This is a genomic window from Rhodohalobacter barkolensis (assembly GCF_002834295.1).
In the GTDB taxonomy this organism is placed as follows: domain Bacteria; phylum Bacteroidota; class Rhodothermia; order Balneolales; family Balneolaceae; genus Rhodohalobacter; species Rhodohalobacter barkolensis.
Window position 1 is genome coordinate 1,697,590 of the sequence record NZ_PISP01000001.1, and the last position, 26,629, is coordinate 1,724,218.

Below are 26,629 nucleotides of genomic sequence, written 5' to 3' on the forward strand. Positions count from 1 at the left end.
TCAGATTCGATTTTAGGCGGAAAGATTGCGAACTTTCCGCTTATGGCTAAACAAATGCAACTTTTTCCTGAAAACAGCTCTCATAAAATTGGTTTTGAGAGTATCCGAAACGCCTCTCTTCGCAAAAGCTTTACACCTTACGGACGCGAAGAGATCGAAGCACTATCCCCATCCGCTGACCGTAAAACCGTTGAACGAAGATTATCCGAATCTCAAGAGTGGATTAAGATTTTACAGAGTGGTTCCAACCATCCCCTTACGGTGGTTGAAGATGTTCGGGAAATTCTGAAAGACAGCCGTTTAAAAGGCACCGTTCTCCCGCTTGATGATTTCCCCGTCATACTGCAGAATGCTCGTTTAGCCCGCCTGATTGTAAGCTTTTTTAAGCGACAGGAATTTGAAACGCCCGCACTGCAAAAAATCTCCGATCGCCTGATTAATTTAAAACCGCTGGAAGAAGCGATTCAGCGAGTGATTACAGACCGGGGTGAGTTGCGGGATGACGCAAGCAGTGAGCTACAGAAAATCCGGGGTAAACTTAACAGGGAGCGCAGCAAACTTCGAAATACGGTTCAACAGGTGATGAAACGTCTTGCCAAGGATGGCATGACCTCCGACGAAGGTGCCACCATTCGGAGCGGGCGTATGGTTATACCGGTTCAGGCCGAATATAAACGTAAGGTGGAGGGGTTTGTGCATGATGTCTCCTCTACCGGTCAAACCGTTTACATAGAACCTGTTCAAGCTCTGCAAATCAACAACGAAATCAGGCAGCTGGAGTCTGAAGAGAAACGTGAAATTGAACGGATAATTCGAAACCTGACGGATGTAGTTCGAAAATACAGCGAAGAGCTGCAACTCAACTGCACCTATATTGGTGAACTGGATGCCATTCACTGTATTGTAAGTCTTGGCCTGGATCTGGACGGAACAATTCCTGTTTTATCGGATGGAAATCACATTAATCTGATTCGGGCAAAAAATCCAAATTTACTGCTTAAAAACCGCACTATTGACGAATCTGAACCCGTCGTCCCCCTCGATCTGAACCTGACTGAAGATGAACTGGGTCTTGTCATAACGGGACCAAATGCCGGTGGTAAATCGGTAGCGATGAAAACCACAGGTTTACTCTGCATGATGCTGCAGGCCGGTTTTCCTATACCGGTTCAACCCGATTCGGAACTGCCCGTGTTAAGCGGACTCTTTGTGGATATCGGTGACGATCAATCCATCGAAAATGATTTAAGTACATTTTCATCCCGTCTGAATTGGATGAAGACAACATTAGAGAGAATGGATTCCGGTTCACTTGTTTTAATTGATGAGGCGGGTGCCGGTACAGATCCTGAGGAGGGCGGTGCACTGTTTCAGGCTTTTGTTGAAGAAGTGATCAATATGGGATCAAGGGTTATTGTAACGACTCACCACGGCTCTTTAAAAGTATTTGCTCATGAACATGATCTGGTTGTAAATGGTGCAATGGAGTTCAATCAGGAGAGCCTCTCTCCCACCTACCGGTTTAAAAAGGGAGTCCCCGGCAGCAGCTATGCGTTTGAAATAGCCGATCGCATGAATCTTCCGGGAATGTTGATGAATCGAGCACGATCACTGCTCGGACAACAGCGGGATACCATGGGCGACTTGTTAATCAATCTTGAAAAGCAGGGGCAGGAGGCAGAGGAGCTGCGCCTGGATTATCAGAAAAAATTAAGGGAGGCTGAAAAGCAGGAAAGAGTTTTTAGAGAGAAGTCAGAACAGATCGATAATAAACGCAATGGCATCATCGAAAAGGCGTATAAAGATGCCGAACAAATCATGAAAGATGCCAATCGGCGTATAGAAGAGGCCGTTGAAAAAGTGGTGAGTGAAGGTCGTGATGATAAAGATAAGATTCGTGAGGCGCGTTCTGATATAGAGAGCGCTAAAAAAGAGATCCACACATTCCGGGATGAATTTGAAACAGAGAATGAAGAGCCGGTCCGGAGTGAAGAAAAACCTACCTTAGGTGATTATGTCATTATTGGAGACGGAAACACATCGGGTGAGCTGGTTGAATTGTCAGGAAAACAGGCCACAGTTTTGGTTAACGGAATGAAAATAAAATCAAAACTGAACAAGCTTACTAAAACATCCCCACCGAAAAAGAAAAAAAGTAGCTCAAGATCCTACGGCAGCTCTCAGGATATTGATCTGTCTGTAAAACCAAGGCTTGATTTGCGTGGCAAACGAGGGGACGAAGCGATCAAAGAACTTACTATTTACCTGGATAAAGCGATTGCACGAAATTTACAGCAGGTTGAAATTGTACACGGAAAAGGTGAGGGAATTTTGCACAAATTAGTCCACGAATATCTCGAAAAACGTGATGGCGTTAAATCCTTCGATATTGCACCGTGGGAAAGCGGAGGAAGCGGCTGTACGATTGCAAACCTGAGGTAGTTAATTTTCAGTAAGGACTTGTAAACCGATTCACATCGTCATTTCTCAACTTACGATGTTTTGTATTCCGGCCGGTTACCCTTTTTCTCCACATCTTAAAACTGGATGGTTTGAGCTCTTTTCTCATTAACTCAATCACCTCTTTTTCCTGTAACCCAAATTGAAATTCAATGGCATCAAAAGGAGTGCGGTCTTCCCACGCCATTTCAATAATTCTGCTGATTTTATCCTGAGACAGTTCTTCCATTTTTATAGAAAGAATCAAAAAGAGAAGTAAATCATTTCACATGAAGAAAAAAATCGACTTCAGGAATAAGTGAAATTTCATTGTTCAAATAAAGAAAATATGCATTTAGAAAGATTTGCAAAACCGCTGATACCAACCCTTAAGAAAAATCTATAGATCCTTCACTTGCGTTCGGGATGGCCCTGACGTCATACTTTCAGATGTTTGTTTTTTCAAGCTTTTTGTATTGATTCTCAAATCACCTTCTAATACCGAAGCGGAATAATTTTTCGACTCCCGTCTGGTGCAACTGTAATAATCAACAGATTGCCATAATCCGATTCATCAAATTTGTCCGGATAATATTCATACCCGAGAAGTGCGTTTGCGAAGAAGGGAGTCGTATTGGAATGGCCGCTAATTAACACGGTTTCGCCGGTATGTTTATCCAGCCAAAGCCTTGAATTTTCATCGGGCTCTCCGGCGTCGTAATTTTCAATTTCTAATTCGTTTTTCTCTGCAACCATTCTCACGGTTTCCATGGTTCTGATGCGGGCGGTCGAGTAAACAGCGTCAAAATCAACATTTTGAAGCATCTCGGCCAGTCGTTCAGCTCTGGCATAACCTTCCGGAGATAGATCAGGATCTGCGCTATCATCCATCTTCTCAGCATGACGTACAAGAATAAATGTTGTGATATCGGCATTTGACTGAGCGTAAACAGTCAGGCTCATGCAGGTGCTTAAAATTATGAGCAGTAGAATTGATTTTAATTTCATTATTTTTTCGTTGTATAGTTAAGGAATCACAATATATTGACAGCAAGTTTACAGCTATTCACGATGTACAAGCTAAAATCGAAAAATTATGCGTCATCTTCTCGTTCTTTTTACGGCACTCATTACAATTTCATGCACTATGGAACAGTCTGAAACATTTGACCTGCAGGGACATCGCGGTGCACGCGGCCTGCTTCCCGAAAACACAATTCCCGGTTTTCTGAAAGCCGTTGAACTTGGCGTTAACACAGTCGAATTTGACGTGGTTGTTACCGGTGACGGTAAACTTTTGGTATCTCACGAGCCTTGGTTCAATCATCTTTTCAGTACTAAACCGGATGGTACTCCTGTCACGGAAGAAGAAGCGATGAGTTTCAATATTTTTGAAATGACCTATGATGAAACCCAACAGTTTGATGTGGGTAAACGCGGAAATCCAAACTTTCCGGAACAGCAGCCGATGGAAGTCACCAAACCTCTTATGACAGACGCCATCCGCGCAGTAGAGGAGTTTGCGAAAGAAAATAATTTACCTCCACTTCATTACAATATCGAAACCAAGAGCCGGCCTGAATGGTATGGAGAATATGTACCGGGACCGGATCGATTTGCCCGTATGCTTTATGAAGAGCTGAATGATTTAGATGTGCTGGATAGGGTCATCATTCAATCTTTTGACCCGTCTACACTTATTGCTTTCAAACAACTTGAACCCAATGTAAGACTGGCCATGCTGGTAAGTCAAAATGAGCCGGTTGATATCTACTTAAATATTCTAGGATTTACACCCGATATCTGGAGTCCGGATTACAGGTTGCTCAATGCTGATAATGTTCAGGAGTTTCATTCCAAAGGGATGAAAGTGATTCCATGGACGGTCAACAGTGTAGATCAAATGAGATCGCTAATGGAAATTGGGGTAGATGGTTTTATAACAGATTACCCGGATAGTGCAGCTGTATTATTTTAAACATTCTGCAATCCGCAGAATGTTTAAATCTCATTTAATACTTTGGCAATGGAATCCCAGGATCCTTTTGCTAAATAATCCGGTTTGAGGCCCTCTTTTTCCATCAATTCAGTTGTTCCCAGACTTCCTGCAACTACAGTTTTCGATAATAAATCAAGATCTGGAAATGCTGTCTTTACCCGAACGTATGAAGAACGATTGTGAAGCAAGATCACCTCTACGGGGCTTTTCCCAACTTCAGCTTTATAATCTTTTAGTGTCTCTTCATCCAACGGCACCTCTTCGCACACCGAAAATTCTGCCACCGGCATCTGCAGTTCTTTCAGCAAGCCCGGCATCTCCTCAGTTTTATTTTCTGTTGTTGGGTAGAGTGTACTTCCCTCCTTTGAGATTCGAAGCATAAATTCCAGGATATCAATTGGCTTGGCCGGTTCCCGGGGTTGAATAGCGGGGATATCATGACTTTCCAAAAATTTTGCTGTAGGCTTGTCTAATACAATATTAACGCACCCTCGCACTTGCTCTTCAGTAGAATTTTGCTTCATCCATTCTACAAAATATTTTGCGTTCCGAAGATTTCCATGAATGATAAATGCAAATTCACCCATGTGATTCCGAATCTCTCCCGACTCCTCCTCATCCACACGGTATTGGAAATTTTCCAGTGGCAGATGGAGAAACTTTTTCTCTTTTATTAATTCCAGCTCAAAAAATGGAGCTGATGTATCTTTGTCTGCAGTAAAAAGAATCATGAAAAAAACGTACTAAATTAAAAGGTATAGCCTATTCCGATGTATATCTGGGTTGATTCATCAGAGAATCCAATATCTCCCCGCATGATAAAATCAGGATTATATATTGATATCGCACCTCCAAACCCATAGGTACTCTTCCAGTTATCGAAAAAACGGTTGCTGTCATTATTAGAAAAAACTCTTCCGCTATCCCAAAAGAGTTGTCCTCCAAGCCGAATCTCATCTTCAAACAGGGAAAACAGCCAGGACCGCGCCTCGAGAATATGGAGGATAGAGCTGTCACCTAAAAATCGATCTTTATAGTAGCCGCGAAGTCCGTATTTATCAGCAAGGGATGAGCGTTTCCAAAATGGAGCATCCCCCATCAAATGGGTACCCTCTATTTTCTGGGCTATTACAATTTTTGGTAAAACTTCTACATAGTTTCGAAGCTGAAGGTGAACCTTGGCATAATTGAATTCACTGCCAGTGTAAGGCCCGCTAAACTCAATTCCTGCCTCATAACGATATCCCTCTGTGGGATTGAATTCACTGTCGCGATCTTCGGCAATCACACCAAACCCAAAACTGTTCAGTAATTGTCTATTATCGCCCACGGGTTGTTCTGTGGCAAAAAGAGATTCCTCTGCCTGGTCTGAAGCATCCAAATATGAAAAGCCAAATTGGATAAATCCATCAAAATTCCCTTCGAATCCATATTCAGCTACTGTTTTTCTGTAGCGTGCTACCACTTCAATCACCCGCTTTTCAAAAAAGTAGTAGTCTTGGTCATACAGTTGACTGGAAAATTCAGTTTCATTTCCAATTCCGAAGTAATTTGCACGTTTATAGCGTTCTGCAATGACGGAATATTCACTGCGAATATCGCGACCAAAAAGACGTGTTCTTTCGTAATTGAGTTCACTAATTAAATCGGCTTTGGTGGATATTGTAAAGTCAGCTTTTAGATTGCTCAAAAATGGTGAACGGCCGTCACCATAATTAAAGCGCTGAAGCACAACTCCTCCGATTAATCCGGTATCACTACTGTATCCCAATACCGGCACCAGTGAGTAGTGCACACCTCCCTGCCTGTCATCTTCATCGGGAACTGAGAGAATTTGAGCTTCAATAACACTTGCAGAAAAAAAGTAAGCAAGTAACAGAAGGCAGATAAAACGGGGTACCTTTTTTGTTAAATAAAAATTTATTGAACTACTCTGCATCTTTAAATATAACCTCGCCATTTATCACATCTATCAATTCTATATCATCATCGTTAAATTCATTGAAATCAATAGTATCTTCCGGTGCATATACCACTTTCTCAACTCCATAAATTGTAACCGGGCTGCCCTCAACTGCTTGTACAGCTTTTTCAGATATTCTTATTCGGGTCGCAAAGCCGTTAAACACTACACCTTTATGTTTATTATCAATGACGATAGATGTTTCGTCATTTAAGCCCAATCCAAAGTATTCATCAACATTATTTTCTTCGGTAATTCTGGCTAAAAAACTAATCAGCCGCCCCAGCCTATCTCTTTCAGAAAAATGGCTGTCGGTAATGGTGTTCGTTAAAGGATGGAGATCGAACAGTCCTTCTGATAAACTGATATATTCATGAAAAGGATCGGATAGAGCTTCACCTGACTGTACACTTCCTGAGCACCCATCGTATATAGTACTTCCTTGTATAGCAAGACCTGCGCTGCCGCCACCCAAACCTCCGCCCCGCTCAATGAGTTGATTTATCGCTTTATACAGGCTCGATCCTCTCCAGTTTACATACACACACTGATTTCCACCTGCAAAGTAGACAGCCTCACTCTGATTAATTATCTCAACAATGTCGGTACTGTTAGCTTCTTCATTTGATTGAACCGTGGCAGTTGTACATGAGTTGATCTCTTCGAGTTCCATCAACAGATCGCACTCCGGAGTAGCTGAACTGCCGGAAGCATAAGACCCGGCGAGTACAACAACATCAACAGGCGAATCAGCCAACGTTTCTAAAAAAAATTTGTATGAAGAAATTGACGGCATACCCTTGCCCATAAGATATATCGCCGGGCCATTCAAATCTGGATTTACGGGTTGATCATTACCGGATTGAACAATATTTGCAGGTGAATCAGGTGAGGGAGGAGGGGAAATTGTATCATCCGAGCACGCCGATATAACCAGAAATAGAATAAACAGACAAGTTGTTATATATTTTTGGCAAATCATGGATCAAATATAACAATCTGTTGCCACTGATATGCATAATAAAAAACCCCTTCAGAGATACTCCAAAGGGGTTTTGAAAATTCGAAAGTGTCACTTTAAACGCTACAGTGCATTTTCCATATGTTCAAAGTCATATCCTTCCGCTTTACTCATTTCCTGAGCTACTAGAGTAAGCAATATGCCATAAATTACCTTCGAACCTACATCAGCAATTGTATATGTAATGTGTCGAGCTACAACCAGAGTCTCACTCAATACAGGCTCCAGTCCGCCGAAAGTTAGGTAAGGCATCAGGTACGCGCCAGGATATAGCATCCAGGTAAATAGGAAAAGCTTCCAGATTGTACCCAAGTATTTTTGTGCTTTTGGAGGTGCACCTTCCTGGCCTTCAGAAATTACTTTTTTCATCAGGTATAGAATATGGAAGAAGAAAAGCGTTGATATTGTACCCCAGATGAAGAATAGAGTCGGATCTGTAACTTCGTAAAATTGGCCAACATAGCCGGTAAGAATCATAGCAGTACCGGAGAACCAAAATCCATTTCGAACTGAACTGAAGTCACTTTTGGTCAGAGTAACAACAAACAGAATTTGAAATAGAAGCATTGGAACATCAATCAGCCAGTTCAAATAACGGTAGCCATTATTAAACAGGTCGGCTCCTTCATCCAACATATAACGAGCAGAATCTGCATCATATGAAAGCATACCTGTCCAGTTTTGCTGTTGTACAAGCAGCAGCAAGAATGCTGAAATCATTACAACTACAGAGAGAACAGATGAGATTCTGTATTTCGGTTTTACGGTTTTGATGGTCAATACAAAGTAGAGCAACCCTGCTAACATAATCGCGTAGCCGAGAGTAAGAACGTGGGCCGACATTTGGTAGGCCATTTCTGTAAACCCGGATTCCATCGCGACATAGTTTTCAAAGGTCGAATTCCCTAAAGAACTAATTAAATCCATGACGATATAAGGTTAATTAAAGTTTATGTAAGCCCTTTTTTAGACTTACCTCGAATCAACACCCCGGAAATAGAGAACGTTCAATTGAAAAATCGATTTGTCCAGATTATTTCCATCGAATAGGATCCAGTCCATAAAAGTTCTGAAGAAGTGTATAGAGTTTTTTATTCTCCTGAAGTAATTTTTGAGGTTTTTGAAAGAATAGCTCTGTTGCTACCGAAAAAAATTCTGCCGGATTGGTAGCCCCATATTTATCTAAAAAAGTGTGTCCCCTTCTAAATTTTAACCTTTTGTAAGCTTTTGCGATAATTTGTGTCCACTCATCATCTCTCATAACATCTCCATCATCATCAATACCGGCAGTAAGGCCATAACGATCATCCAGAAAGTGAGAAAATTCGTGATAAATCAGATTTTGTCCGCTATCTCTTTCTTCACCATAAAGCTGGTTTTCGATATCTTTCCACGACAGTACGATAATGCCGGCCTGCCAATATTCTCCTGCTCTTGACTCAAATCCCTCTTCCACAATTCCTCCATCGTTATATTGGTGAACAGGAGCAACATAATCGTCGGGATACACTAATATGGATTGCAAATCTCCATAATAGTCTGCCTTTTCCTCAAGTATCAATATTGCTGCATACGCTGCAATGATCACACTCTTTTCCATTGTCATCTCCAGTCCGCCACAACCTTCAAAGTGCTTTTCGTCTAACAGAACAACCACTCTTTTATGCAGCAACGCCCTGTATTTTTCCGGCAGCAGCTGATAGACAGGAACTTTTCTCTTTAAAATCCTGAGCAGATCTTCAGGTATGGGTCTGCCGGTAATCCATTTTCTTTTCAGGAATCTAAACACAGTCTGTTTTACTTTTTACAATTTCTAAAAATTCTGCTGATATCTGTACATCCACCATTGGCTGTGATGCAGTAAGATACATTAATCCAATCTTTTCCCGAATCGATCGCCATTTATTGAAAAACATGTTGGAGAGTGTTCTACAAATCTCCTACATTTCATGAAATAAAAAGATGGGATGGACTACTTTACAATCACATATCAACAATTCAGTAACAGCTTGATTGCTGAAGATATTGTTATAAGTCCCCACGCCTACCCGTCTACATAAGTACATCTTCCCTTTTTCATCTATTCCTTACAGCGAATAGATCAGACTTACCGTTTTACTAATACCAATCAAAAATCAGAGTACCATCATGAGTAAACACAAGAAACGTTCATGGGCTGAACCCTATAAAATCAAAATGGTTGAACCGGTGAAAATGACCACCCGCGAGGAGCGTCAAAAAGCTATTGAAGAGGCCGGATTCAATACTTTCCTGTTACGATCAGAAGAAGTCTACATCGACCTGCTTACTGATAGCGGAACATCTGCAATGAGTGACCGGCAATGGGCCGGAATGATGATGGGCGATGAAGCCTACGCCGGTAGCCGGAATTTTTATCATCTCGAAGACGCCGTTCGGAAATACTACGGCTATAAGCATATTGTGCCCACTCACCAGGGCCGAGCAGCCGAGCATATTATCTCCCAGCTAATGATCAAAGAGGGAGATTTCATTCCCGGAAATATGTATTTCACAACTACAAAACTGCACCAGGAACTGGCCGGCGGTACATTTGTGGACGTTATTATTGACGAAGCGCACGATCCCGAAAGCGAGCATCCGTTTAAGGCAGATATCGATCTGAATAAACTGGAAGAGCTGATTAAAGAGAAAGGCGCTGACCGTATCCCATATGTCTCAATAGCCACTACAGTAAATATGGCCGGCGGACAACCCATTTCATTGAGTAACCTAAAAGAAGTTCGGAAGCTCACAGAAAAATACGACATCCCTATTGTTCACGATATGACACGTGTTGCTGAAAATGCATACTTCATCAAAGATCGTGAGCCCGGTTACGCCGATAAATCTATCCCGGAGATTGTTAAAGAGATCTGTTCGTTAACTGATGCCGCCACCATGAGTTCAAAAAAAGATGCATTGGTAAACATAGGTGGATTTTTAGCAGTAAATGATGAAGAACTATTTGACAAAGCCCGAAACATGGTTGTGATTTATGAAGGACTTCACACCTATGGCGGAATGGCCGGACGCGATATGGAAGCACTTGCCATCGGTATTTCCGAATCTGTAGATTATGATCACATTCGTGCACGGGTAGGACAGGTGATCTATCTTGGTGAGAAACTGATTCAAATGGGAGTTCCTGTGGTTAAACCGATTGGAAGCCACGGTGTATTCCTGGACGCCAAAAAAATTCTGCCTCACCTGAGTCAGGATCAACTTCCTGCTCAGTCGTTAGCATCGGCGATCTATCTCGATTCGGGTGTTCGATCGATGGAACGCGGAGTCGTTTCTGCAGGACGAAATCCTGAAACGGGTGAACATAACTATCCGAAACTGGAACTGGTGCGCCTAACCATTCCGCGCCGGGTTTATACTCAAGCCCATATGGATGTGGTTGCTGAGTCTGTTGAAGCGGTATATGAAAACGCGAAAGATATCAAAGGACTCAAGTTTGTGTATGAGCCGGAGTATCTGCGGTTCTTCCAATCCAGATTTGAAGTGCTTTAAGTCACTAATTCTCTTAAATAAACCCTCCAAGGGTTCTGAACCCTTGGAGGGTTTTTTAATTCCACACTCAAAATTGCAAAACATGTGCCGTGCCTACGGCACTTTCTCATCTCTTATCTTTCAATGTTCCCCACATTGAAATGTGGGGCTAATGTATAATTCGTGTCTAACGACACTTGTAATAGCCAAAACAATTTTATTTTATTTACTGGGGTCTTTTCAATAGCTAAAACAATTGTAACAGTAACAATCTGCTTATCACTAATACGGAGTTAATGTCAAAACCAAATGGCGTAGCCATGACCAAACTCATAGCCACAGGTTTCAACCTGTGGTAAATAAATATCAAATCCACACCAAATACCGTAGGTATGAGGCACATTAACCTCGAGAAGAAATGAATAAAACGAGATCAAACTAAATCTTTACGAAATTCAGCTATTTAAGTAGCCAAATTTGAATTTTAAGATATTCAGGATTTTGAAAACCTTGGAGGTTTTTTTAATAAAGTCAACTCTTCTTATTCCTTCTCCACCGTCAATAACCCCTCGACTTCCAAAAACTCCATGGTTTCCACAGCGTGACGCATATGTGGGATGACAATACTCCCTCCAACAATCATGGCTACATTCATCGCATCGACCAGCTCATCTTTTGTGAATCCGGCTTTGGCACACTGCTCCAGGTGATAATCGATACAGTCGTTGCAACGCAGAACAGCCGAAGCCACCAAACCCAATAACTCTTTTGTCTCTCCTGTTAATGCACCATCACGATAGGTATTACTATCCAGATTGAAGAACCTTTTGACTCCCAGATGATCCAGATCCATTATTTTGTCGTTCATCTCTGAACGTTTCTCACGAAAATCTTCTAGTCTGTTTGTTTTTTTTGACATATTCTAATTGATTAAAGCAAATAGTACATTGAATTATCTAATGACGGCAATTTACAAATTTTCAACTCGTGTTTTTTAGACAGAAAACTTACAGACATAAACTGGTGGCAATGGGCGATAGTCTCGCCCAGGGATTCAAAAATGGCGGGATCTACCGAACAGATCTCAGCTTTCCGGCACTATTGAGTCGTGCAATGGGTGATTATTCTCAAATGGATCTGCCATCCTTTTCTGCTCAGGCCGGGATCCCAATCAACATGGAAGTACTTGTTCGGGGTCTTGAAGAAAATATTGGAGATGATATTAATCTGCTCAACTCCGTTCAGGCGGGGCATCATATCTATTCAACCCTGAAACGAATAAAATCTTACTGGGAAGGTCAGGTTATCTCCCTCAAAAATGAGGACCAGCAGACACCTTACCACAATCAGGCTATCTGGGGATTTTCAATCAGCGACTGCTGGCTGCTGAACGAAAAGTTCTGCCGGGAATATATTCGAAATAATAAAACTCAGTATTCGGTATTCAACGTACTGCCTGATCAGGGGATGTATACTACTGCCCGATTAGTACTGAACCCAACGTTTGACAACAAATTTGAGAATCACACTCAGGTTGATAATATCAGAGAACTAAGTGATAATGGAGGAATTGAAAACCTTATCGCCTGCTTAGGCCATAACAACGTAGTAGGTGCTGTTACAAAACTGAAAATTGAGTATTCAACAGAGAGCGATATCAATGTACCTTTTAATGAGAGAAGGTGTACAGTCTTTCGGCCGGAGCATTTTGAGCAGGAGTTGAAAACGTTATACAGCAAACTGAGTGAGATGAATATCAAGCGGGTGTTTGTGCCAACAATCCCATATGTCACCATTCCGCCGGCCATTCGCGGGGTTAACAGTGACTTGTACGTGCCTATAGACGGATATTTTGATTACTACGCCAGATTCTGGATTTGGGATGAGGATTTTGACCCTGATAAACACCCCCATCTTACCAGGGATGACGCCATTGAACTGGATGAAATTGTAGATCAATATAATCACACTATCAAAAAGCTGGCGGATGAGCATGGCTTTGTTGTTGTTCCGGTTGCGCGACATGTTCAGTCAGCAGCTCGTCGGCGACATCTTCCCGAAACGATCTCACCGTTTCCCGACGGGTTTATCAAGGCATTGAAGAATAACCCAAAAACCTCATTCATGGTGAATGAAAATGGAGAACCCAATATCACAACAGACTACCTTCGGATTAATGAAAAAACCGGAAAAGTAGAAAAGGGTGGTATCTTTAGTCTCGACGGGCTCCATCCCTCCACCATCGGTTACGGTTTGATTGCCAATATCTACAAAATGAGTATGGAAAAGCACGGTGTGAAATTTGAACATGATATTGATTGGGATTTTGTGATCGAAAATGAAACATTGGTCACCGATCCGCCAAAATTACTCCACAATCTCAGACTGTTGCTGCGATTCCTTGCCCTTGGCAGACAAGAGAAGCTTATGATGTTTGGAAAAGGACTTCTCCAGGAGATGGTGGAAGTATTTTCAAGCAGTCCAAAAGTAGAAGAAGAGCATCAATAATTTACACTGCCTGCAAGTTGATCAGCCAGTTTTAAACCGTTTTTGATACAGTCCGGTACCGAAATACCGTTTTTGAAATTTCCTGCTAATATTAAACCCTCATTATTCTCTTCAATTTCGCGTATTGTATCCAGAATCTCATCGTATCCCACATGATACCCGGGTATCGACTGAGGCCAGTAGATGTGATCTTTAAACTCAGGAGTTCCGTTTAAACCGATCAGATCTTTCAACTCTTCAAGAACGGTTTCGAGAAGCTTCTCACTCTCCTGCACCGCTAACTTGGGCTGACGACCGCCTCCTATGAATATCGTTACCAAGTGAGAGTTTTCGGGAGCGCGACCATCAAACAGGGTTGATGAAAAGAGTGCTCCCAAAATTTTACGATTCTCCTTTTCAGGCACTAAAAATCCAAAGCCATCCAGCTCATGTTCAATGTCTTCCTTTTTAAAACCTAATAACATGACCGACAGCGGTGGATACTTTACCTTATTCAAGACGTTTAACTTTTCACCGCTGACAGGTATCAGTTGTTTATTCAACTTGTATAGAGGGGTATTCAATATTACATGATCATACGGACCAAATTGCCCCATACTGCTATGAACCGTCCACTGTTCATCCTGTTTTGTAACCGACTGAATTTCATGATTCAGATAGAGATGATGGATCTGATCTGCAATAGTTCGCGGAAGTTGCTGCATTCCTTTTTCAAATGAGATCAATTCCCGATCTATTCTGCCACTCTCTTTTCTTTTTTTGGCGCCTGCAAATGTACCCCAGATCAGCGATCCATACTCTTGCTCCAAATCATCCATAAACGGAAATGCGTGGCGAAGGGAGAGATATTCGGGTCTGTTTGCGTATATACCGGCTACAAATGGATTAATTGCATAGTCGAGCACATCACTTCCTAAACGCCTTTCTACAAAATCTGCCACTGTTTGATCACGATCGCTGCTTTTTGATATAAACGGTTCGGCCAAAATTCTGAATTTTCCCGTCAAACTGAACAGTGGTGTTTTTATTGCAGACTTCAAAGATGACGGCAATGGCTCCAATGCGCCATTCTTAACAATAAATCTTTTTTCAGCCTGAGGATTAGCAATCTGCTTCTCCCCATTTAAGCCCAATTCAGTAATGAACTCAGCAATCAATCTGTCTTTCAGCAGAAGTGTGTTTGGCCCATATTCAACCTGCCACTCATCCTGTTTTACTGTTTTAATGGCACCTCCCGGTTCGGCCTTTCGCTCAAAAAGTTCTACTTCCACACCAAATTTTTGGAGTTTCCATGCTGCTACAAGTCCTGTAATCCCTGCACCGACAATCGCTACTTTTTTAATGTTTTTAGTCATAAAAATCTGAGGGCAAAATCCTCACTATTTATTTTTCTTCTATTCTGCTTACCTAGTAATGCACAGACGAGTAATACAGTTCAAAAATATACTACAGAAACCAATGATTAAGTAATCTTAGACCGGATTACAATTTTTGGTTGCTCCGTCTCAAATCAGCAATATTTCACGCTTTACAAACTAAGTAAGTGCCGAACAACTTCAGATACAAAGTTACACAGATATTAACAGAATTCTGAGAACTGACTGTTGTGTAATTGGAAGAGGAAGGATTTGGCTGGCCCGACTCCATCTTCAGCACCTGTAGATTATTACTTCCATAATATGGGTCGAGTGAGTTCGGCTAAAGCGCGCAAAGATTATTCGCAAATAAAGTATGGTCCATACAGAACCGGTGGGGCTATAAATGTTATTACAAATTCATATTCTACGAAACATAAAATGTGATATAAATACAGACCTCTTTGTAAACACAAGAAATGTTTTCAACGAAACCTACATTGTATCGGATTGTCCTGCCGCTGTTAGCCCCGGATTACCCGGAACTTTCATGTGCAGACTGCGGGTTAACCATAGTTAAATTTTCAATTCTTAAGTCTAAAAAAGCAGACCTTTTATGGGGTCTGCTTTTTTCGTTTAATCACCTTTTCAATTCTGCCTTGGAGTGATTACATTCACATCCCATTTAAATTAATGTGAAACATGACTATTTCAGTATTAGGTTGTGGATGGCTTGGATTTCCTCTCGCTCAAAAATTAATGAGTGAAGGATTTAACCTGAAAGGCTCCACTACATCAGAGAAGAAGTTTAAAGAGATTAAAAATTCAGGAATTGAACCTTATCTATTATCCTTGCCGGATCAAATTGAAGATTCGAGCTCAAAAAGTTTTTGGGATGCAGACATCCTGTTTCTAAATATCCCGCCTCAACGCGGGAGTGATTCCGTGGAAAAGGATTATCCGGATTTGATAAAAATTATTACCCAAAAAGCTAAATCTGAAGATATAAAGTGGATCATATTTGCCAGTTCCACTTCTGTCTATAGTTCTGAAGGTGGTGTAACACATGAAAATGAAGCAAAAATGGGTAACGCTTCGCGCCCATCCGGAGAAGCAGTACTTGCAGCCGAGGAAGTACTAAAAAATTCCGGGATGGACTCAACAATTATTCGATTTGGCGGACTCTATGGATATGGCAGGCATCCCGTAAAATACCTGGCAGGAAAAAAAGATCTTTCTGGAGCTTCAAAACCTGTAAACCTCATCCATCAAACAGATTGTTTAAATATTATCCATGAAGTGATTAAACAGGATAAGAAAAACGAAGTTTATAATGCTGTTTCGGATGGGCACCCTCCACGAAAAGAGTTTTATAAGTCAGCAGCTCAGCATTTTAATTTAACTGAACCTGGTTTTTCGAGTGAAAATGGAGATAAGCAGTATCGGGTGATTTCGAATAATAAGTTAAAGCATGAACTGGGATATACATTTTCGTACCCAAACCCGATGGATCACACGCCGTAGAAATACTACTTATATACGACAAAAATATCTGATGCAACGTTTGCGCCGATAGCAACTTCAATCTCTCCTTCAACTGAGATGTGTACCGGCCCGTCAAACGGTTCTCTCTTCAGGATTTCAATCATAACTCCCGGAATCAGATTACGTTCTTCGAGATACCGAAGCAGATCAGGACTTTGATTTTTCACTCTTCGAATAACGCACGGAGTATTCTCTTTAATCTCCATCAAAGAGAACAGATGAACCTTTGGCATTTTACCATCTTTACCCGGAATGGGATCCCCATGAGGATCAAATTGAGGATTGTTAAGCAGTTCAGCAATCCGGTCCTCAAACTGTTCCGATATATGGTGCTCCAGCTTTTCAGCCTCATCATGCACCTCATCCCATGAGTACCCCATCATTTCTGTCAAATAAAGCTCCAATAATCGATGGTGCCGAATTATTTCAAGCGCTATTTTTTCTCCCGCCTCTGTTAATCTGGAGCCGTAATACGACTCATATTTCACAAGTCCCATTTTCGACAACCGTTTCACCATATTTGTAACCGAAGCTCCGGCTACATTCATCTCTTCGGAGAGACGGGAATTGGATACACCGCTCTCGTCCTCATTTTCGAGTTTATAAATGGCTTTTAAATAATCTTCAACAGATTGACTACGGGACATAACTGCAAGTGGGTTTCAACTAAATAATTAGTTTTGATACTCTTGAAAGGTCTGTACCCGGTACTGATCACTTCCAACAAAATTCAGTAAACTTGAAAACATTGGTGATTCGATAAATCCGGGTTGTGATCCAAGAATACTCCCCTCCTCATTTAAAAAGTATGTGGTTGGAACACTTTGATTTTCAAGAGCTCGGGCAAACTGTGCTTCTGTCATTTCCGTACCGTGATAATTCACCTTTTCGTCTGACTCTACATTGATTTTGACCCAAATAAAGTAGTCCGAAATAGCTTCAAGCACACTATCATCTTTATAAACTTCTGAATGCATCCTCTGACAATACGGACACCACTCAGCGTAGACATCAACTAATATTTTCTTGCCCGACTCCGAAGCCATTTTCAATGCTTCTTCAAGAGATATCGGCTTTGGCCCGTTTTCTGTATCCTGAGCCTGAGACAGTACAGGCAAGCTCATCAAACCAACCAACAGAAACGCAATGAAAAGTGTGGATTTGAAATAATTCATTCTAAAAACTTATGGGTTTACTTCTTTTTGATAATTACTACCGTCATGTCATCGTGCTGATTGGCACCATCGCCAAACGTATTCAGGTCTTCAACTATTTTACTCAATATCATTTCTGCATTCGCCTCATGGTAGGTTTCAATCAACTTCTTCAATCTGTTATCACCGTAATATTTATTCAGATTATTCGTAGCCTCAACTACTCCATCTGTATAGAGAATCAGAATATCATTTTGATTAAAATCGATTGATAGTTCAGAGATATTCTTTTTGAAAATCTCATCTCCGGTGATTCCTAATCCAATTCCCTGGGGCGTAAATGTATGCAATTTTTTATCCCTGTGATTAAAATAAAGCAGAGGATTATGCCCGGCTCTGGAGAAAGTAAAAAGGTTCTTTTTAACATCTACCACTCCAAATATAAGTGAAATAAAAGTTCCTTTTCGTGCATTCTTCTTAAACAGTTTATTGGCACGTCGTAACACTTCTACCGTAGATTCAAAGTTCTCACATACAGCATGAATCACACCTTTAATAAATGTCATAAAAAAGGCAGCCTGAATACCCTTCCCACTAACGTCTCCAATAGTAACGGCCAGTTGATCATCCTTCAACGGAATGAAGTCGTAGTAGTCTCCCCCTGTTTCGTATGCGGGCTTACAGACCGCTGCAATGTCCAGGTCATCAAAGTCAGGGGTACTGACCGGCAAAAATGATTGCTGCACTTTACGGGCAATTTGAAGCTCCTGCTTAATCCGTTCACTTTGAGCTAGTTCATCTACATACTCCGGAACAAAATTGGGCAACTCTTTTTCAGTTTTACCCGTGTTCAGTGAATATCCCCCATATGCAAGACCAACAACTGCAAGCAAGATATTTGTATAAAAAAGAATTGCATCTGGCGATTGATCCATCACCCACCCGGATGCTGTACTGAGATGATTAGCGAAGAAGAAAAGAGTAATGAAAACGGTTAAAAAATCGTCTCGTATGTAAATCCAACCGATAATAATTCCGGCTATGGCTAAAAGAGTAAACTCTGTATAAACCGGCCCTACTCCGGCAGCAAGAGGATTCATGACTCCAAATATGAGTCCAACAATTAAAATAAGAATTACCGATGAATCCGTTATGCTTTTTATCTTGCTCAAAAGAACCAAAAAGATTATCTGAGCAACTAAAAAGAATATAGCCAGGTTCGACAGCATCAATACAATATTTGCCAAATATCTATCATCAGAGTAGAAAGATGATTCAATGGACAGATATCCTGTTGGCATCAGAAAATATGCCAGTGCCCATACACCCGCCAAAATAAATGAATAGATAATCCCCCTTATAAAAGAGAGTCCGACAGGTTTGTTGAAAAAATGGCCGATCCGTAATAGATCAATTGTTTGAAGTTTTTCAACCCAGTTTTGACGAGTTATGGAATCCGATATAGCGGTAATGAGAAAATAGATCAATGATGTAAAAGCAGCCGTAACACCCGCCATAATCATTATCATTGAGATGAAGCTGAAATCTATACTACCCGAATTGTTAAAATGCTCAAAAGTAATTTGTGACAGGGCAACCAGCGGGAAAATAAACCCGGCTAAAACGGCAACCAATATTGCAGCTTTTGTATCAATCAATCTCATTCTGAAGCGGATTATAAACAGAATAAGAATCCAGAATACCAGCAAAAGTAGAACCCCTCCCCTGATACCCGATGTTATCGTATCCCAGGAAAATCCTGTTGTTTCAACAGACTGTACGTTAGGATTCAGCGAGAGAAGTGCTCCCGTTGGCAAAACGGTAACACTCAAGTCAATTTTTTGCCTGATGATATTATCTTCGATTGAATACACTACTCTTGCCGCGTCTGTCATCTCCAGCGAAGCCTTTTCAATCTGTTTCAACTGAAGATCAGTTTCTGACCATCCGGAGTTCATTAGGTGATAGAGAGCCATTTTCTCAGCCACATCCGTACCCATCTGAGTGAGATTACCGTGCTCTTCCTCCGGATCAATTACGGTTTCTGCTGACGAAAACTGAAATTGTATTCTGTTAAACAACGTGCTGTCAATCGATTCAGGAGATATTTGAGGGTGATCGATATCTAAAGCATAGGAGAGTACTTCTGCGTTAAAAAAGTTTTCAGGTATGATGTTATCCGAATTGATAAGTGATCTCAATTCCCCCTGTTCATTGAGTGTCAATTCTATACTTTTGAATTGCCCCGGCCCCATGGCAAAGGCATCCGAATCTACCTTTTCTATCAAAAATTCAGAACTCCAGAAAAAAACCGGAAATTTTTGCCTGTTTTGCTCATCTGAATAGAAATCCTGAAAATTGGTCTGATTCTGTATTGAATCCAATAGCGACGATTGAACACGAAAAGATGAAATTGGTTCTACACCCACTTGATATCCTAATGATTGGAGAGTCTCCTGAGCGAGGACAGAAGCCCTTTCCTCCCCCAAACTGTTATCCGCTACACTTAACGGATGCTGATTGCCATACAACCAGAAAAAAGTAAGCGCAGCCAGAATACCCGCTGCCAGAAGTAAAAGATCTTTTTTTGTTGTATCGGGATACAAATTTAAAGCAGGTTAAGTAGTTATTGATTAAGAGTTCAGATCCGTTAATTTACATCGCAATTTATGAAACAAAGTTTCAAAATATTTTGTGTTTATAAAAAACTTAAATAAATCATTTTATGTGCCTTACAGTATTCGCCTATAAAACCGATGCACCCTATCCATTTATATTGGCGACTAACCGTGATGAATTTTTTGAACGCCCCACACGTCCGGCTCAATTTTGGGAAACTCATCCAAAACTGCTGGCCGGCAAAGATCTGAAAGCCGGCGGAACATGGATGGGAATAACCTTAGATAACAAATTTGCAGCATTAACAAACTACCGGGATATCAACAACATCAAGGAAAATGCACCCAGCAGAGGACACATTGTTTCCGATTATTTGACAAGTGACGCAACTCCGCGGGAGTACTTTGAACTCTTGAAACCGAAAGCATCATCCTATAACGGCTTCAATTTACTGTTTGGAACCACGGATGATTTATATTATTTCAACAATCAGCATATCAAACTTAAAAAGGTTGAACCCGGATATCACACCCTCAGTAACGCCTTTATAGACAGTGGATGGCCAAAATCGAAGAAGGCTCTCAGCGATTTCAAATCAACGATAAAAAATTCCCCGGAAAAAACTGATCGCTATTTTGAATTTCTCCAGAACACTGAACTATTTCCGGACCACCTGCTCCCATCAACCGGCTTACCCTTGGAAAAAGAACGGATGGTCTCATCTGTCTTCATTCTATCAAAAGACTATGGAACCCGATCTTCCACACTGCTATTTTCTGATCCGGACAGCGAAACTACATTTATCGAAAAGAGCTATAAACCCGGTAGTATAGACGTTGAAAAGGCTGTGAAATTTTCCATTTAACCCTGTAATCGCAACCTGATAGTCCGTAATAAATAGTTATATTCATCTATTATTTAAACAGAACCTCCACACTCTGATATGATACAATCTGCCACCGGAGACAAAGTAAGTTGCTTGGTTGTAACTGCCAATCGAAAAGACCTTTTGAGAAGGTCTCTCCTCTCGCTAAAAAATCAGACTCATAAAAATATTGAGTTAGTTGTAATAGATAACGGTGAGGAGACCGTTGATGAGTTGATGGAGATGTTTCCTGAGGAGCAGGTCAATTACACCTTTATTCAGCCCTCACCTGACAACATCCTGGGGGATCTTCGGAATATTTCTTTGGAAAAAGCCACCGGCGACTACATGATCTGCTGGGATGATGATGATTGGTTTCATCCAAAAAGAATTGAAACTCAACTGAATGTATTAAAGAGTGGCTTTGATGCCTGCTGTCTGGAAGGAAATATTTTTCATATCGACACACCCGACCTGATCAACCATCCCTACATTGGGCGATTATCTGATGGTTCACCCAGTTCAATTATGCATCGCAGAGATGATGAAATCCGGTACCCTTCTCTTCGGCGTGGAGAGGATACAGTGTATCTTAATCAATGGATTGAAAAGCATCGATACAAAATGCTTGATCTCTCTTATGCCTATCTCTTTGTGAGGGTATTCCACGGCTCAAACGTATCGGGGAAAAAACATTTTCTAAGAAGACTCAAAAACTCTCCAAAAAACTGGGTTCAGTTTATGTGGCACGCCAAAGTGAAAGGCAACTTATTGGGTCATCCAAAATTTGACCTGACCGAGAAAGAAAAGGAAGCCTTTGAAATGTTCATTCAGGATTCAAAAAAACTGGGTCTCCTTTGATTTACCGGTTCTATTTAAATGATTAACTCCATCAAAAATATTTCAAAATCATTTAATGACCGATTTAAAGCTTTTCGGAAATCTCCGAATGGAAAAAGGTTCATTAAATATCTGACCTATTTCGCTCAGTTTGCCATTGTAGCCATTATTGCGCTGCAGCTTACAGATATTGGCTGGGGCAATATTTATAACTCTCTGCCCACAACTCCCTGGTTCTACGTTCTATTTCTGTTTATCTATTTTCTATTGCCCTTTTCCGAGGTCTTGGCTTATAAGCTGACATGGGGAATTCCGTATTGGAGGAGTCTTTCAATATTTATTAAAAAGCGAATATTCAACAAGGATGTGATGGGCTATTCCGGAGAGATTGTTTTAATGCAGTGGGCCATTCAATACACTGAAAAATCAAAAAAACAGATTTTTAAGGATGTAAGGGATATGAACATCATATCCTCAGCGGCATCCACCATTGTTGCTTTTGGTTTGTTGGGCATTCTGTTCTTTACCGGAAAAATTAAAGCGCTTGATCAGCTTATTCAGCGAGATCTGTTTTCTGAAACATCATCATTGGATTACTTGATTGGTGGTGTAATCTTACTGATCCTGATTGGGGTTATCATGCGGTTCCGAAAATACATTTTCAGTATGCCTGCCGGTTTATCCTTTAAAGTATTTTCTATTCACTCCGTACGAATGATTGTACTTTATGCCGCTCAAATACTGCAGTGGCACCTTGTATTACCGGATATCAGCCTTGAAATCTGGTTTACGTTTTTGAGTGTAAATATCATTATTAGCAGAATCCCAATCATTCCGAGTCAGGATCTTGTGGCTACCGGAACCAATATCGAGATCGCCAAAATTTTGCAGGTTCCTGTGGCACCGGTCACGGGTATATTTCTGGTGCATGATGTGCTCGGAAAAGTAATGAACTTCGTTCTCTATCTCCTGCTCACTATTACGGGTAAGAAAGGGAAATCTGAAATTACGTTGTAAATTTCAGCGATCTACTTTGATAACTTACTCCAAACATGATCTGCAAAATCATAAAATGGCTGCTTTTGATGATACCAGCCGAAATGCAGGCAATATGGTGTTACTTTCATGTAGTCTCCTTTTCCGGGTACCAGCGAAAATATTGAGATCAGAAGATTACGAAACCATTTGGAGCGGATCGCTTTAAAATCATACACAAATCGGTCGTTATAAAGTGTACACTCTACCGTTTCAAACTCTTCATCATGGTTGGTATAATCATCAATAAAGTCCAGCTGCGGACTCTCGTATCCATTCAGCCACGGTAAAATTGGAATATTGAGCTTCGACAGCGCCATTCCCAAACTCCACTCACACGTCTCCTGAGTTCTCCCCGTTTCACTCTTACGGCTTCTGAAATGAGTCTCTTCACGCTTTGAGAGAAAGTGTGAAGCTGTATCACATACCTGTTTGGCAATATCTTTCTCAGCTGCATACATCAATCCGGTCTGAACTCGGTTGAGGTAGGTTAATCCAAACTTATCCAATGTTTTCTTTCGTCGTTGAAAAATGACATCTGCCACAATTCCAATTCCCTTGGGCCCGCCAAAAAAACCATCCGCTATGTGGTTGCCAGTAATTGTAAATCTGTATGTACTGAGTTTATCCCACAGTGGATTTGGATCTTTACACCAGATGATATCACTATCCATATATAGGTTTTTTTCATATGGCATGAATTGGTAAACATTGTGTTTAAAACCTGTAATAGACCGATTCTCATCCGGCAAGAAATGAATCTGATCAAACATCTCCTCCAATCCGCTCTTCTCTAAAGTCTGAATATGTTGATTGGAACAGTAAATCGTAACAGGTCTCTCTTGATCGTACCGTCTTAGTGTGTGTACACTCGCAACAACATGCTGAAGATATTTTTCATCTCCATAGGAAGAATACACATAACCTTCTTTCTTACTTTTTGATCCAGTCATTTGATGTTTTACTAATTATCCCAATCTGAAATTCTTCTTCTATTCTCTGGGATATTACTTGATTCAAATCATTCTTATCGCTTTACAAGCGAATAATTTATAAAGGTCCTCATCAAAATTGTCTTATGAAAGATCTTTATATTATGAAATTATTAATACTGAAATTTACAATTTCTAAGTAACGTGCAGTAATAGTACAGATGGGCTCTAAAAATCATTCATCAGATGAGGTAGACGCTGTTATTACATGGGTTGATGGAAGTGATCCGGCTCATGCCGCCAAGCGTGCAAACACCTTAAAAAAATCCGGGAAAGGTTCACCAAACAAATTACCTACAGGCCATTATAGTACTCGATTTCTTGACAACGGTGAACTTTTCTACTGTGTGGCCTCATTGCGAAAAAATGCTCCTTGGATTCGAAATATCTTCATCGTTACCGATAACCAGGTTCCCGATTTTATAAATCCACAGATTCAGCAACAAAGTGGTATCCGTATTGTAGATCACAAAGAAATTTTCAAATCCTATGAATGGGCACTTCCTACTTTTAACAGTCTGACAATAGAAACGGCAGTTTGGAGAATTCCGGATCTTTCAGAGAACTTTATCTATCTAAATGATGATTTTATTCTCTGCTCACCTGTATCCAAAGATGATTTCTTCCAAGACGGGAACGTAATTCTTCGCGGAAAATGGAAAACGATGACCCACTATGGGCCTACGAGGTTGAAATTAAATAATCTGTTCAGCCGGTTTGTTAAAAAGTTTTTGGGGATTACACGATCGCTAAATCTATTGACACAGATCAGATCCGCCAGACTGGCCGATTTTAAAGAAAAGTATTTCTACACGCCGCATGTACCCCACCCGATTCGTAAGCAAACAGTAAAGGGTTATTACCAGAACCATCCAAAAATATTTGAAGAAAATATTAAATACTCTTTCAGAGATACCAATCAACACACTATTCAATATCTTGCCAATCACTTGGAAATAAAAAATGGCTCGGCAATTCTAAAACCAAATAATAATGCTGTTTTGATAAATGGTGAGATGGACCTCAAATACTCAATACATAGAAAAATCAAACAGATAAGTAATGAAGAAGTAAAATTTTTATGTATTCAGGGATTTGAAGCAATGGATTGGGAAATCCAAAACAGACTTCAACAACTGTTTGAAAAAATGTTTCCATCAATCAAAAAGTGCAAATCAACCAAAGTCTAAAAAAAATTCTCAGGTATCCTGCCACATGATCAATCTGAAAATATTCAACCTATTGTAACTTGGGTTAATGGTTTTGATTCTTACATGCATTTAACGTTATAAATTTCTTCAGAGAGAATAATCCGGTTCCGGCCTTTCCTTACAAAATATTACTGCATAACTGTTATTTAAACGTGGTCAGATTTAATCATGGATAATGCTATGGGAATTTAAAAGAGTTTTTGTTGGAAAATATCTGCGCCCCCTCGACAATGAAAATTAAATTGACTATTGTATTATAGATAATAATAGACAGGGAAAGCACAAATAGAAATTAATACTTAAAATTCGGGGCTACTTTTTTCATCAACGCCAGAAAAGAAAATTTAAACTAGCGTTTAAAATGAACATACTATTCTATGCATCTACGTTTGGGGCAGATTTATGGAGTTTTGCTCATTATCTGAATGAGAAACCGAATGTAAAAACGAAAGTTTTGCTAGATGACCCCGATCTATTTCGGAAGCAAGGGATTGCAAAACTTTTTCCAGTAGATGCTATCCTGGAAAAAAAGTCTTTAAAAAACTCTTTTTTCAAATCCAATGGCTTTAAACCGGATGTTACCATAATGGATAACACATTACCTTTGAGAGCTCCTTCCCCATACGGATTCATGTTGTGGCACGGCTTTGGATGGAAAGGCCCGAATGATGTTCAGGAGTTTAAATGGCTCCATCGCTCAATAAAATCTACATGGGGCAGCGCTAAAGTCCCAAACAAAAATTTCAGGTGGCAATGTTTTGGGCCGTGGGATTTTAAGCATAGAACAGAAATAAGCGGTTTCCATCCGGATAATTGTCGAATATTGGGATCAGCATCGCATGATATTCTTCGATCTCCTCAACCAAAAGAAATAATGCAGCCTTTCTATCCATTTGATGTAGTTGGGAGAAAAACTGTACTCATTGCTCCAACATGGCATTACGGGGAAGTTTTTGCGCATTGGGGAAGTGACAAAGATCTGTTTGAAAAATTATTCAACAGATTGCAGGATTATAATGCTAATGTAATACTTCGACTACACGATTCCTTTCGGTACGATAGTAGCTATGTTCAATTTTTAGATCAATTATCTGAAAATCATCCTAACGTATATCTTAAATTCAAGGATAAAAATCCAGACAACCTCCTCGACATGATGGTATCAGACACACTGATCACAAATTATAGCAGTATAGCTAATTTGTATTATGCCACAGGTCGGCCAACGATTCATATTTATCCGGTTAAAAGTGAGGATGAAGAATTTTTATGGCGAAAACGCACGATCATAGGGATGCGAAAGAAAACTGTCAACTCAGTAAAATATATATGGAAACTCCCTCCGGAAGAACACGGAGGACTCATGGCATCAAATTTCGAAATGTTACTTGAACAGATTGATCAAGCGTTGACGAATCCAGAATGTTGCAAAGAGAAATCAAAAGATTTTTTAGATAAGTATATGCTTGGAGCTGATGGGAAAAACAGAGACCGGATTTGGAAGTCAATTCAAGAAGTGGTGATTTCCTGAAACACTATGTTTTTGTGTGACGGTACTCTCGATAAAGTG

General features: G+C 40.5%; 23 protein-coding genes. 10 read left to right on the top strand and 13 right to left on the bottom strand.

Annotation, left to right across the window (positions count from 1 at the left end; genetic code table 11):
• Positions 1-42 precede the first annotated feature (42 nt).
• Positions 43-2,442, top strand: coding sequence for an endonuclease MutS2 (locus CWD77_RS07165; protein WP_240596698.1), 2,400 nt, complete (start codon positions 43-45; stop codon positions 2,440-2,442).
• 7 nt (positions 2,443-2,449) lie between these two features.
• Here the strand turns inward: CWD77_RS07165 and CWD77_RS07170 are convergent, their stop codons facing one another.
• Both CWD77_RS07170 and CWD77_RS07175 read right to left on the bottom strand, forming a co-directional pair.
• The gene (locus CWD77_RS07170) at positions 2,450-2,689 is read right to left on the bottom strand and encodes a TIGR03643 family protein (protein ID WP_101072793.1); all 240 of its coding nucleotides are present in this window, start codon (positions 2,687-2,689) and stop codon (positions 2,450-2,452) included.
• A gap of 245 nt (positions 2,690-2,934) precedes the next feature.
• A complete protein-coding gene (locus CWD77_RS07175) occupies positions 2,935-3,447 on the bottom strand; it encodes a phosphoglycerate mutase family protein (RefSeq protein WP_101072794.1) in 513 nt (170 codons plus the stop codon).
• A gap of 88 nt (positions 3,448-3,535) precedes the next feature.
• Between CWD77_RS07175 and CWD77_RS07180 the strand changes: the two genes are divergently transcribed.
• Positions 3,536-4,417, top strand: coding sequence for a glycerophosphodiester phosphodiesterase family protein (locus CWD77_RS07180; protein ID WP_101072795.1), 882 nt, complete (start codon positions 3,536-3,538; stop codon positions 4,415-4,417).
• 23 nt (positions 4,418-4,440) lie between these two features.
• Here the strand turns inward: CWD77_RS07180 and CWD77_RS07185 are convergent, their stop codons facing one another.
• From CWD77_RS07185 to CWD77_RS07205, 5 genes are all read right to left on the bottom strand, one after another.
• A complete protein-coding gene (locus tag CWD77_RS07185) occupies positions 4,441-5,169 on the bottom strand; it encodes a hypothetical protein (protein WP_101072796.1) in 729 nt (242 codons plus the stop codon).
• A gap of 17 nt (positions 5,170-5,186) precedes the next feature.
• Positions 5,187-6,398, bottom strand: coding sequence for a BamA/TamA family outer membrane protein (locus tag CWD77_RS07190; protein ID WP_101072797.1), 1,212 nt, complete (start codon positions 6,396-6,398; stop codon positions 5,187-5,189).
• Complete coding sequence (locus tag CWD77_RS07195) at positions 6,367-7,383, bottom strand: Type 1 glutamine amidotransferase-like domain-containing protein (protein ID WP_101072798.1); 1,017 nt, start codon at positions 7,381-7,383, stop codon at positions 6,367-6,369. The genes CWD77_RS07190 and CWD77_RS07195 overlap by 32 nt, the downstream gene beginning before the upstream one ends.
• A 102-nt stretch (positions 7,384-7,485) precedes the next feature.
• On the bottom strand, positions 7,486-8,349 hold the full coding sequence (locus tag CWD77_RS07200; protein WP_101072799.1) for a bacteriorhodopsin: 864 nt from the start codon (positions 8,347-8,349) through the stop codon (positions 7,486-7,488).
• 106 nt (positions 8,350-8,455) lie between these two features.
• Complete coding sequence (locus CWD77_RS07205; protein WP_101072800.1) at positions 8,456-9,211, bottom strand: M90 family metallopeptidase; 756 nt, start codon at positions 9,209-9,211, stop codon at positions 8,456-8,458.
• Positions 9,212-9,570: 359 nt separating this feature from the next.
• Between CWD77_RS07205 and CWD77_RS07210 the strand changes: the two genes are divergently transcribed.
• A complete protein-coding gene (locus CWD77_RS07210; RefSeq protein WP_101072801.1) occupies positions 9,571-10,956 on the top strand; it encodes a tyrosine phenol-lyase in 1,386 nt (461 codons plus the stop codon).
• A gap of 520 nt (positions 10,957-11,476) precedes the next feature.
• Here the strand turns inward: CWD77_RS07210 and CWD77_RS07215 are convergent.
• Positions 11,477-11,854: a carboxymuconolactone decarboxylase family protein gene (locus tag CWD77_RS07215; protein ID WP_101072802.1), complete on the bottom strand. Its 378-nt coding sequence runs from the start codon at positions 11,852-11,854 to the stop codon at positions 11,477-11,479.
• Positions 11,855-11,964: 110 nt separating this feature from the next.
• On the opposite strand from CWD77_RS07215, the gene CWD77_RS07220 reads away from it, so the two are divergent.
• The gene (locus CWD77_RS07220) at positions 11,965-13,443 is read left to right on the top strand and encodes a hypothetical protein (protein ID WP_240596700.1); all 1,479 of its coding nucleotides are present in this window, start codon (positions 11,965-11,967) and stop codon (positions 13,441-13,443) included.
• Here the strand turns inward: CWD77_RS07220 and hemG are convergent.
• On the bottom strand, positions 13,437-14,798 hold the full coding sequence (gene hemG / locus CWD77_RS07225; protein WP_101072804.1) for a protoporphyrinogen oxidase: 1,362 nt from the start codon (positions 14,796-14,798) through the stop codon (positions 13,437-13,439). The two genes, CWD77_RS07220 and hemG, sit on opposite strands and share 7 nt — an antisense overlap.
• A 702-nt stretch (positions 14,799-15,500) precedes the next feature.
• Between hemG and CWD77_RS07230 the strand changes: the two genes are divergently transcribed.
• Entirely contained in the window at positions 15,501-16,322 is an 822-nt protein-coding gene (locus CWD77_RS07230; RefSeq protein WP_101072805.1) for an NAD(P)H-binding protein, read from the top strand.
• A gap of 5 nt (positions 16,323-16,327) precedes the next feature.
• Here the strand turns inward: CWD77_RS07230 and CWD77_RS07235 are convergent, their stop codons facing one another.
• The 3 genes from CWD77_RS07235 to CWD77_RS07245 are packed head-to-tail and all read right to left on the bottom strand — an operon-like array spanning position 16,328 to position 20,103.
• A complete protein-coding gene (locus CWD77_RS07235) occupies positions 16,328-16,990 on the bottom strand; it encodes a metal-dependent transcriptional regulator (RefSeq protein ID WP_101072806.1) in 663 nt (220 codons plus the stop codon).
• A gap of 27 nt (positions 16,991-17,017) precedes the next feature.
• On the bottom strand, positions 17,018-17,518 hold the full coding sequence (locus CWD77_RS07240) for a thioredoxin family protein (protein WP_101072807.1): 501 nt from the start codon (positions 17,516-17,518) through the stop codon (positions 17,018-17,020).
• Positions 17,519-17,535: 17 nt separating this feature from the next.
• Complete coding sequence (locus tag CWD77_RS07245; RefSeq protein ID WP_101072808.1) at positions 17,536-20,103, bottom strand: PP2C family protein-serine/threonine phosphatase; 2,568 nt, start codon at positions 20,101-20,103, stop codon at positions 17,536-17,538.
• Positions 20,104-20,222: 119 nt separating this feature from the next.
• Between CWD77_RS07245 and CWD77_RS07250 the strand changes: the two genes are divergently transcribed.
• The 3 genes from CWD77_RS07250 (at position 20,223) to CWD77_RS07260 (ending at position 22,838) form a co-directional block, all read left to right on the top strand.
• The gene (locus CWD77_RS07250) at positions 20,223-20,981 is read left to right on the top strand and encodes an NRDE family protein (RefSeq protein ID WP_101072809.1); all 759 of its coding nucleotides are present in this window, start codon (positions 20,223-20,225) and stop codon (positions 20,979-20,981) included.
• Between the two features lie 78 nt (positions 20,982-21,059).
• Complete coding sequence (locus CWD77_RS07255; RefSeq protein ID WP_101072810.1) at positions 21,060-21,842, top strand: glycosyltransferase family 2 protein; 783 nt, start codon at positions 21,060-21,062, stop codon at positions 21,840-21,842.
• An 18-nt stretch (positions 21,843-21,860) separates the two neighbouring features.
• Positions 21,861-22,838 carry a hypothetical protein gene (locus CWD77_RS07260; RefSeq protein WP_101072811.1) on the top strand — a complete coding sequence of 326 codons (978 nt, stop codon included), beginning with the start codon at positions 21,861-21,863 and terminating at the stop codon, positions 22,836-22,838.
• An 11-nt stretch (positions 22,839-22,849) separates the two neighbouring features.
• Here the strand turns inward: CWD77_RS07260 and CWD77_RS07265 are convergent, their stop codons facing one another.
• A complete protein-coding gene (locus CWD77_RS07265) occupies positions 22,850-23,809 on the bottom strand; it encodes a glycosyltransferase family protein (RefSeq protein ID WP_101072812.1) in 960 nt (319 codons plus the stop codon).
• Positions 23,810-24,009: 200 nt separating this feature from the next.
• Between CWD77_RS07265 and CWD77_RS07270 the strand changes: the two genes are divergently transcribed.
• A complete protein-coding gene (locus CWD77_RS07270) occupies positions 24,010-25,038 on the top strand; it encodes a stealth family protein (RefSeq protein WP_101072979.1) in 1,029 nt (342 codons plus the stop codon).
• Positions 25,039-25,420: 382 nt separating this feature from the next.
• Positions 25,421-26,590 carry a CDP-glycerol glycerophosphotransferase family protein gene (locus CWD77_RS07275; RefSeq protein ID WP_101072813.1) on the top strand — a complete coding sequence of 390 codons (1,170 nt, stop codon included), beginning with the start codon at positions 25,421-25,423 and terminating at the stop codon, positions 26,588-26,590.
• The last annotated feature ends 39 nt before the right edge of the window (positions 26,591-26,629 follow it).

Excerpts from the sequence above, each read along its gene's own strand:
- CWD77_RS07165 (WP_240596698.1), top strand. The coding sequence starts at position 43 with ATGGCTAAACAAATGCAACTTTTTCCTGAAAACAGCTCTCATAAAATT.
- CWD77_RS07170 (WP_101072793.1), bottom strand. The coding sequence starts at position 2,689 with ATGGAAGAACTGTCTCAGGATAAAATCAGCAGAATTATTGAAATGGCG.
- CWD77_RS07175 (WP_101072794.1), bottom strand. The coding sequence starts at position 3,447 with ATGAAATTAAAATCAATTCTACTGCTCATAATTTTAAGCACCTGCATG.
- CWD77_RS07180 (WP_101072795.1), top strand. The coding sequence starts at position 3,536 with ATGCGTCATCTTCTCGTTCTTTTTACGGCACTCATTACAATTTCATGC.
- CWD77_RS07185 (WP_101072796.1), bottom strand. The coding sequence starts at position 5,169 with ATGATTCTTTTTACTGCAGACAAAGATACATCAGCTCCATTTTTTGAG.
- CWD77_RS07190 (WP_101072797.1), bottom strand. The coding sequence starts at position 6,398 with ATGGCGAGGTTATATTTAAAGATGCAGAGTAGTTCAATAAATTTTTAT.
- CWD77_RS07195 (WP_101072798.1), bottom strand. The coding sequence starts at position 7,383 with ATGATTTGCCAAAAATATATAACAACTTGTCTGTTTATTCTATTTCTG.
- CWD77_RS07200 (WP_101072799.1), bottom strand. The coding sequence starts at position 8,349 with ATGGATTTAATTAGTTCTTTAGGGAATTCGACCTTTGAAAACTATGTC.
- CWD77_RS07210 (WP_101072801.1), top strand. The coding sequence starts at position 9,571 with ATGAGTAAACACAAGAAACGTTCATGGGCTGAACCCTATAAAATCAAA.
- CWD77_RS07215 (WP_101072802.1), bottom strand. The coding sequence starts at position 11,854 with ATGTCAAAAAAAACAAACAGACTAGAAGATTTTCGTGAGAAACGTTCA.
- CWD77_RS07220 (WP_240596700.1), top strand. The coding sequence starts at position 11,965 with ATGGGCGATAGTCTCGCCCAGGGATTCAAAAATGGCGGGATCTACCGA.
- hemG (WP_101072804.1), bottom strand. The coding sequence starts at position 14,798 with ATGACTAAAAACATTAAAAAAGTAGCGATTGTCGGTGCAGGGATTACA.
- CWD77_RS07230 (WP_101072805.1), top strand. The coding sequence starts at position 15,501 with ATGACTATTTCAGTATTAGGTTGTGGATGGCTTGGATTTCCTCTCGCT.
- CWD77_RS07235 (WP_101072806.1), bottom strand. The coding sequence starts at position 16,990 with ATGTCCCGTAGTCAATCTGTTGAAGATTATTTAAAAGCCATTTATAAA.
- CWD77_RS07240 (WP_101072807.1), bottom strand. The coding sequence starts at position 17,518 with ATGAATTATTTCAAATCCACACTTTTCATTGCGTTTCTGTTGGTTGGT.
- CWD77_RS07250 (WP_101072809.1), top strand. The coding sequence starts at position 20,223 with ATGTGCCTTACAGTATTCGCCTATAAAACCGATGCACCCTATCCATTT.
- CWD77_RS07255 (WP_101072810.1), top strand. The coding sequence starts at position 21,060 with ATGATACAATCTGCCACCGGAGACAAAGTAAGTTGCTTGGTTGTAACT.
- CWD77_RS07260 (WP_101072811.1), top strand. The coding sequence starts at position 21,861 with ATGATTAACTCCATCAAAAATATTTCAAAATCATTTAATGACCGATTT.
- CWD77_RS07265 (WP_101072812.1), bottom strand. The coding sequence starts at position 23,809 with ATGACTGGATCAAAAAGTAAGAAAGAAGGTTATGTGTATTCTTCCTAT.
- CWD77_RS07270 (WP_101072979.1), top strand. The coding sequence starts at position 24,010 with ATGGGCTCTAAAAATCATTCATCAGATGAGGTAGACGCTGTTATTACA.
- CWD77_RS07275 (WP_101072813.1), top strand. The coding sequence starts at position 25,421 with ATGAACATACTATTCTATGCATCTACGTTTGGGGCAGATTTATGGAGT.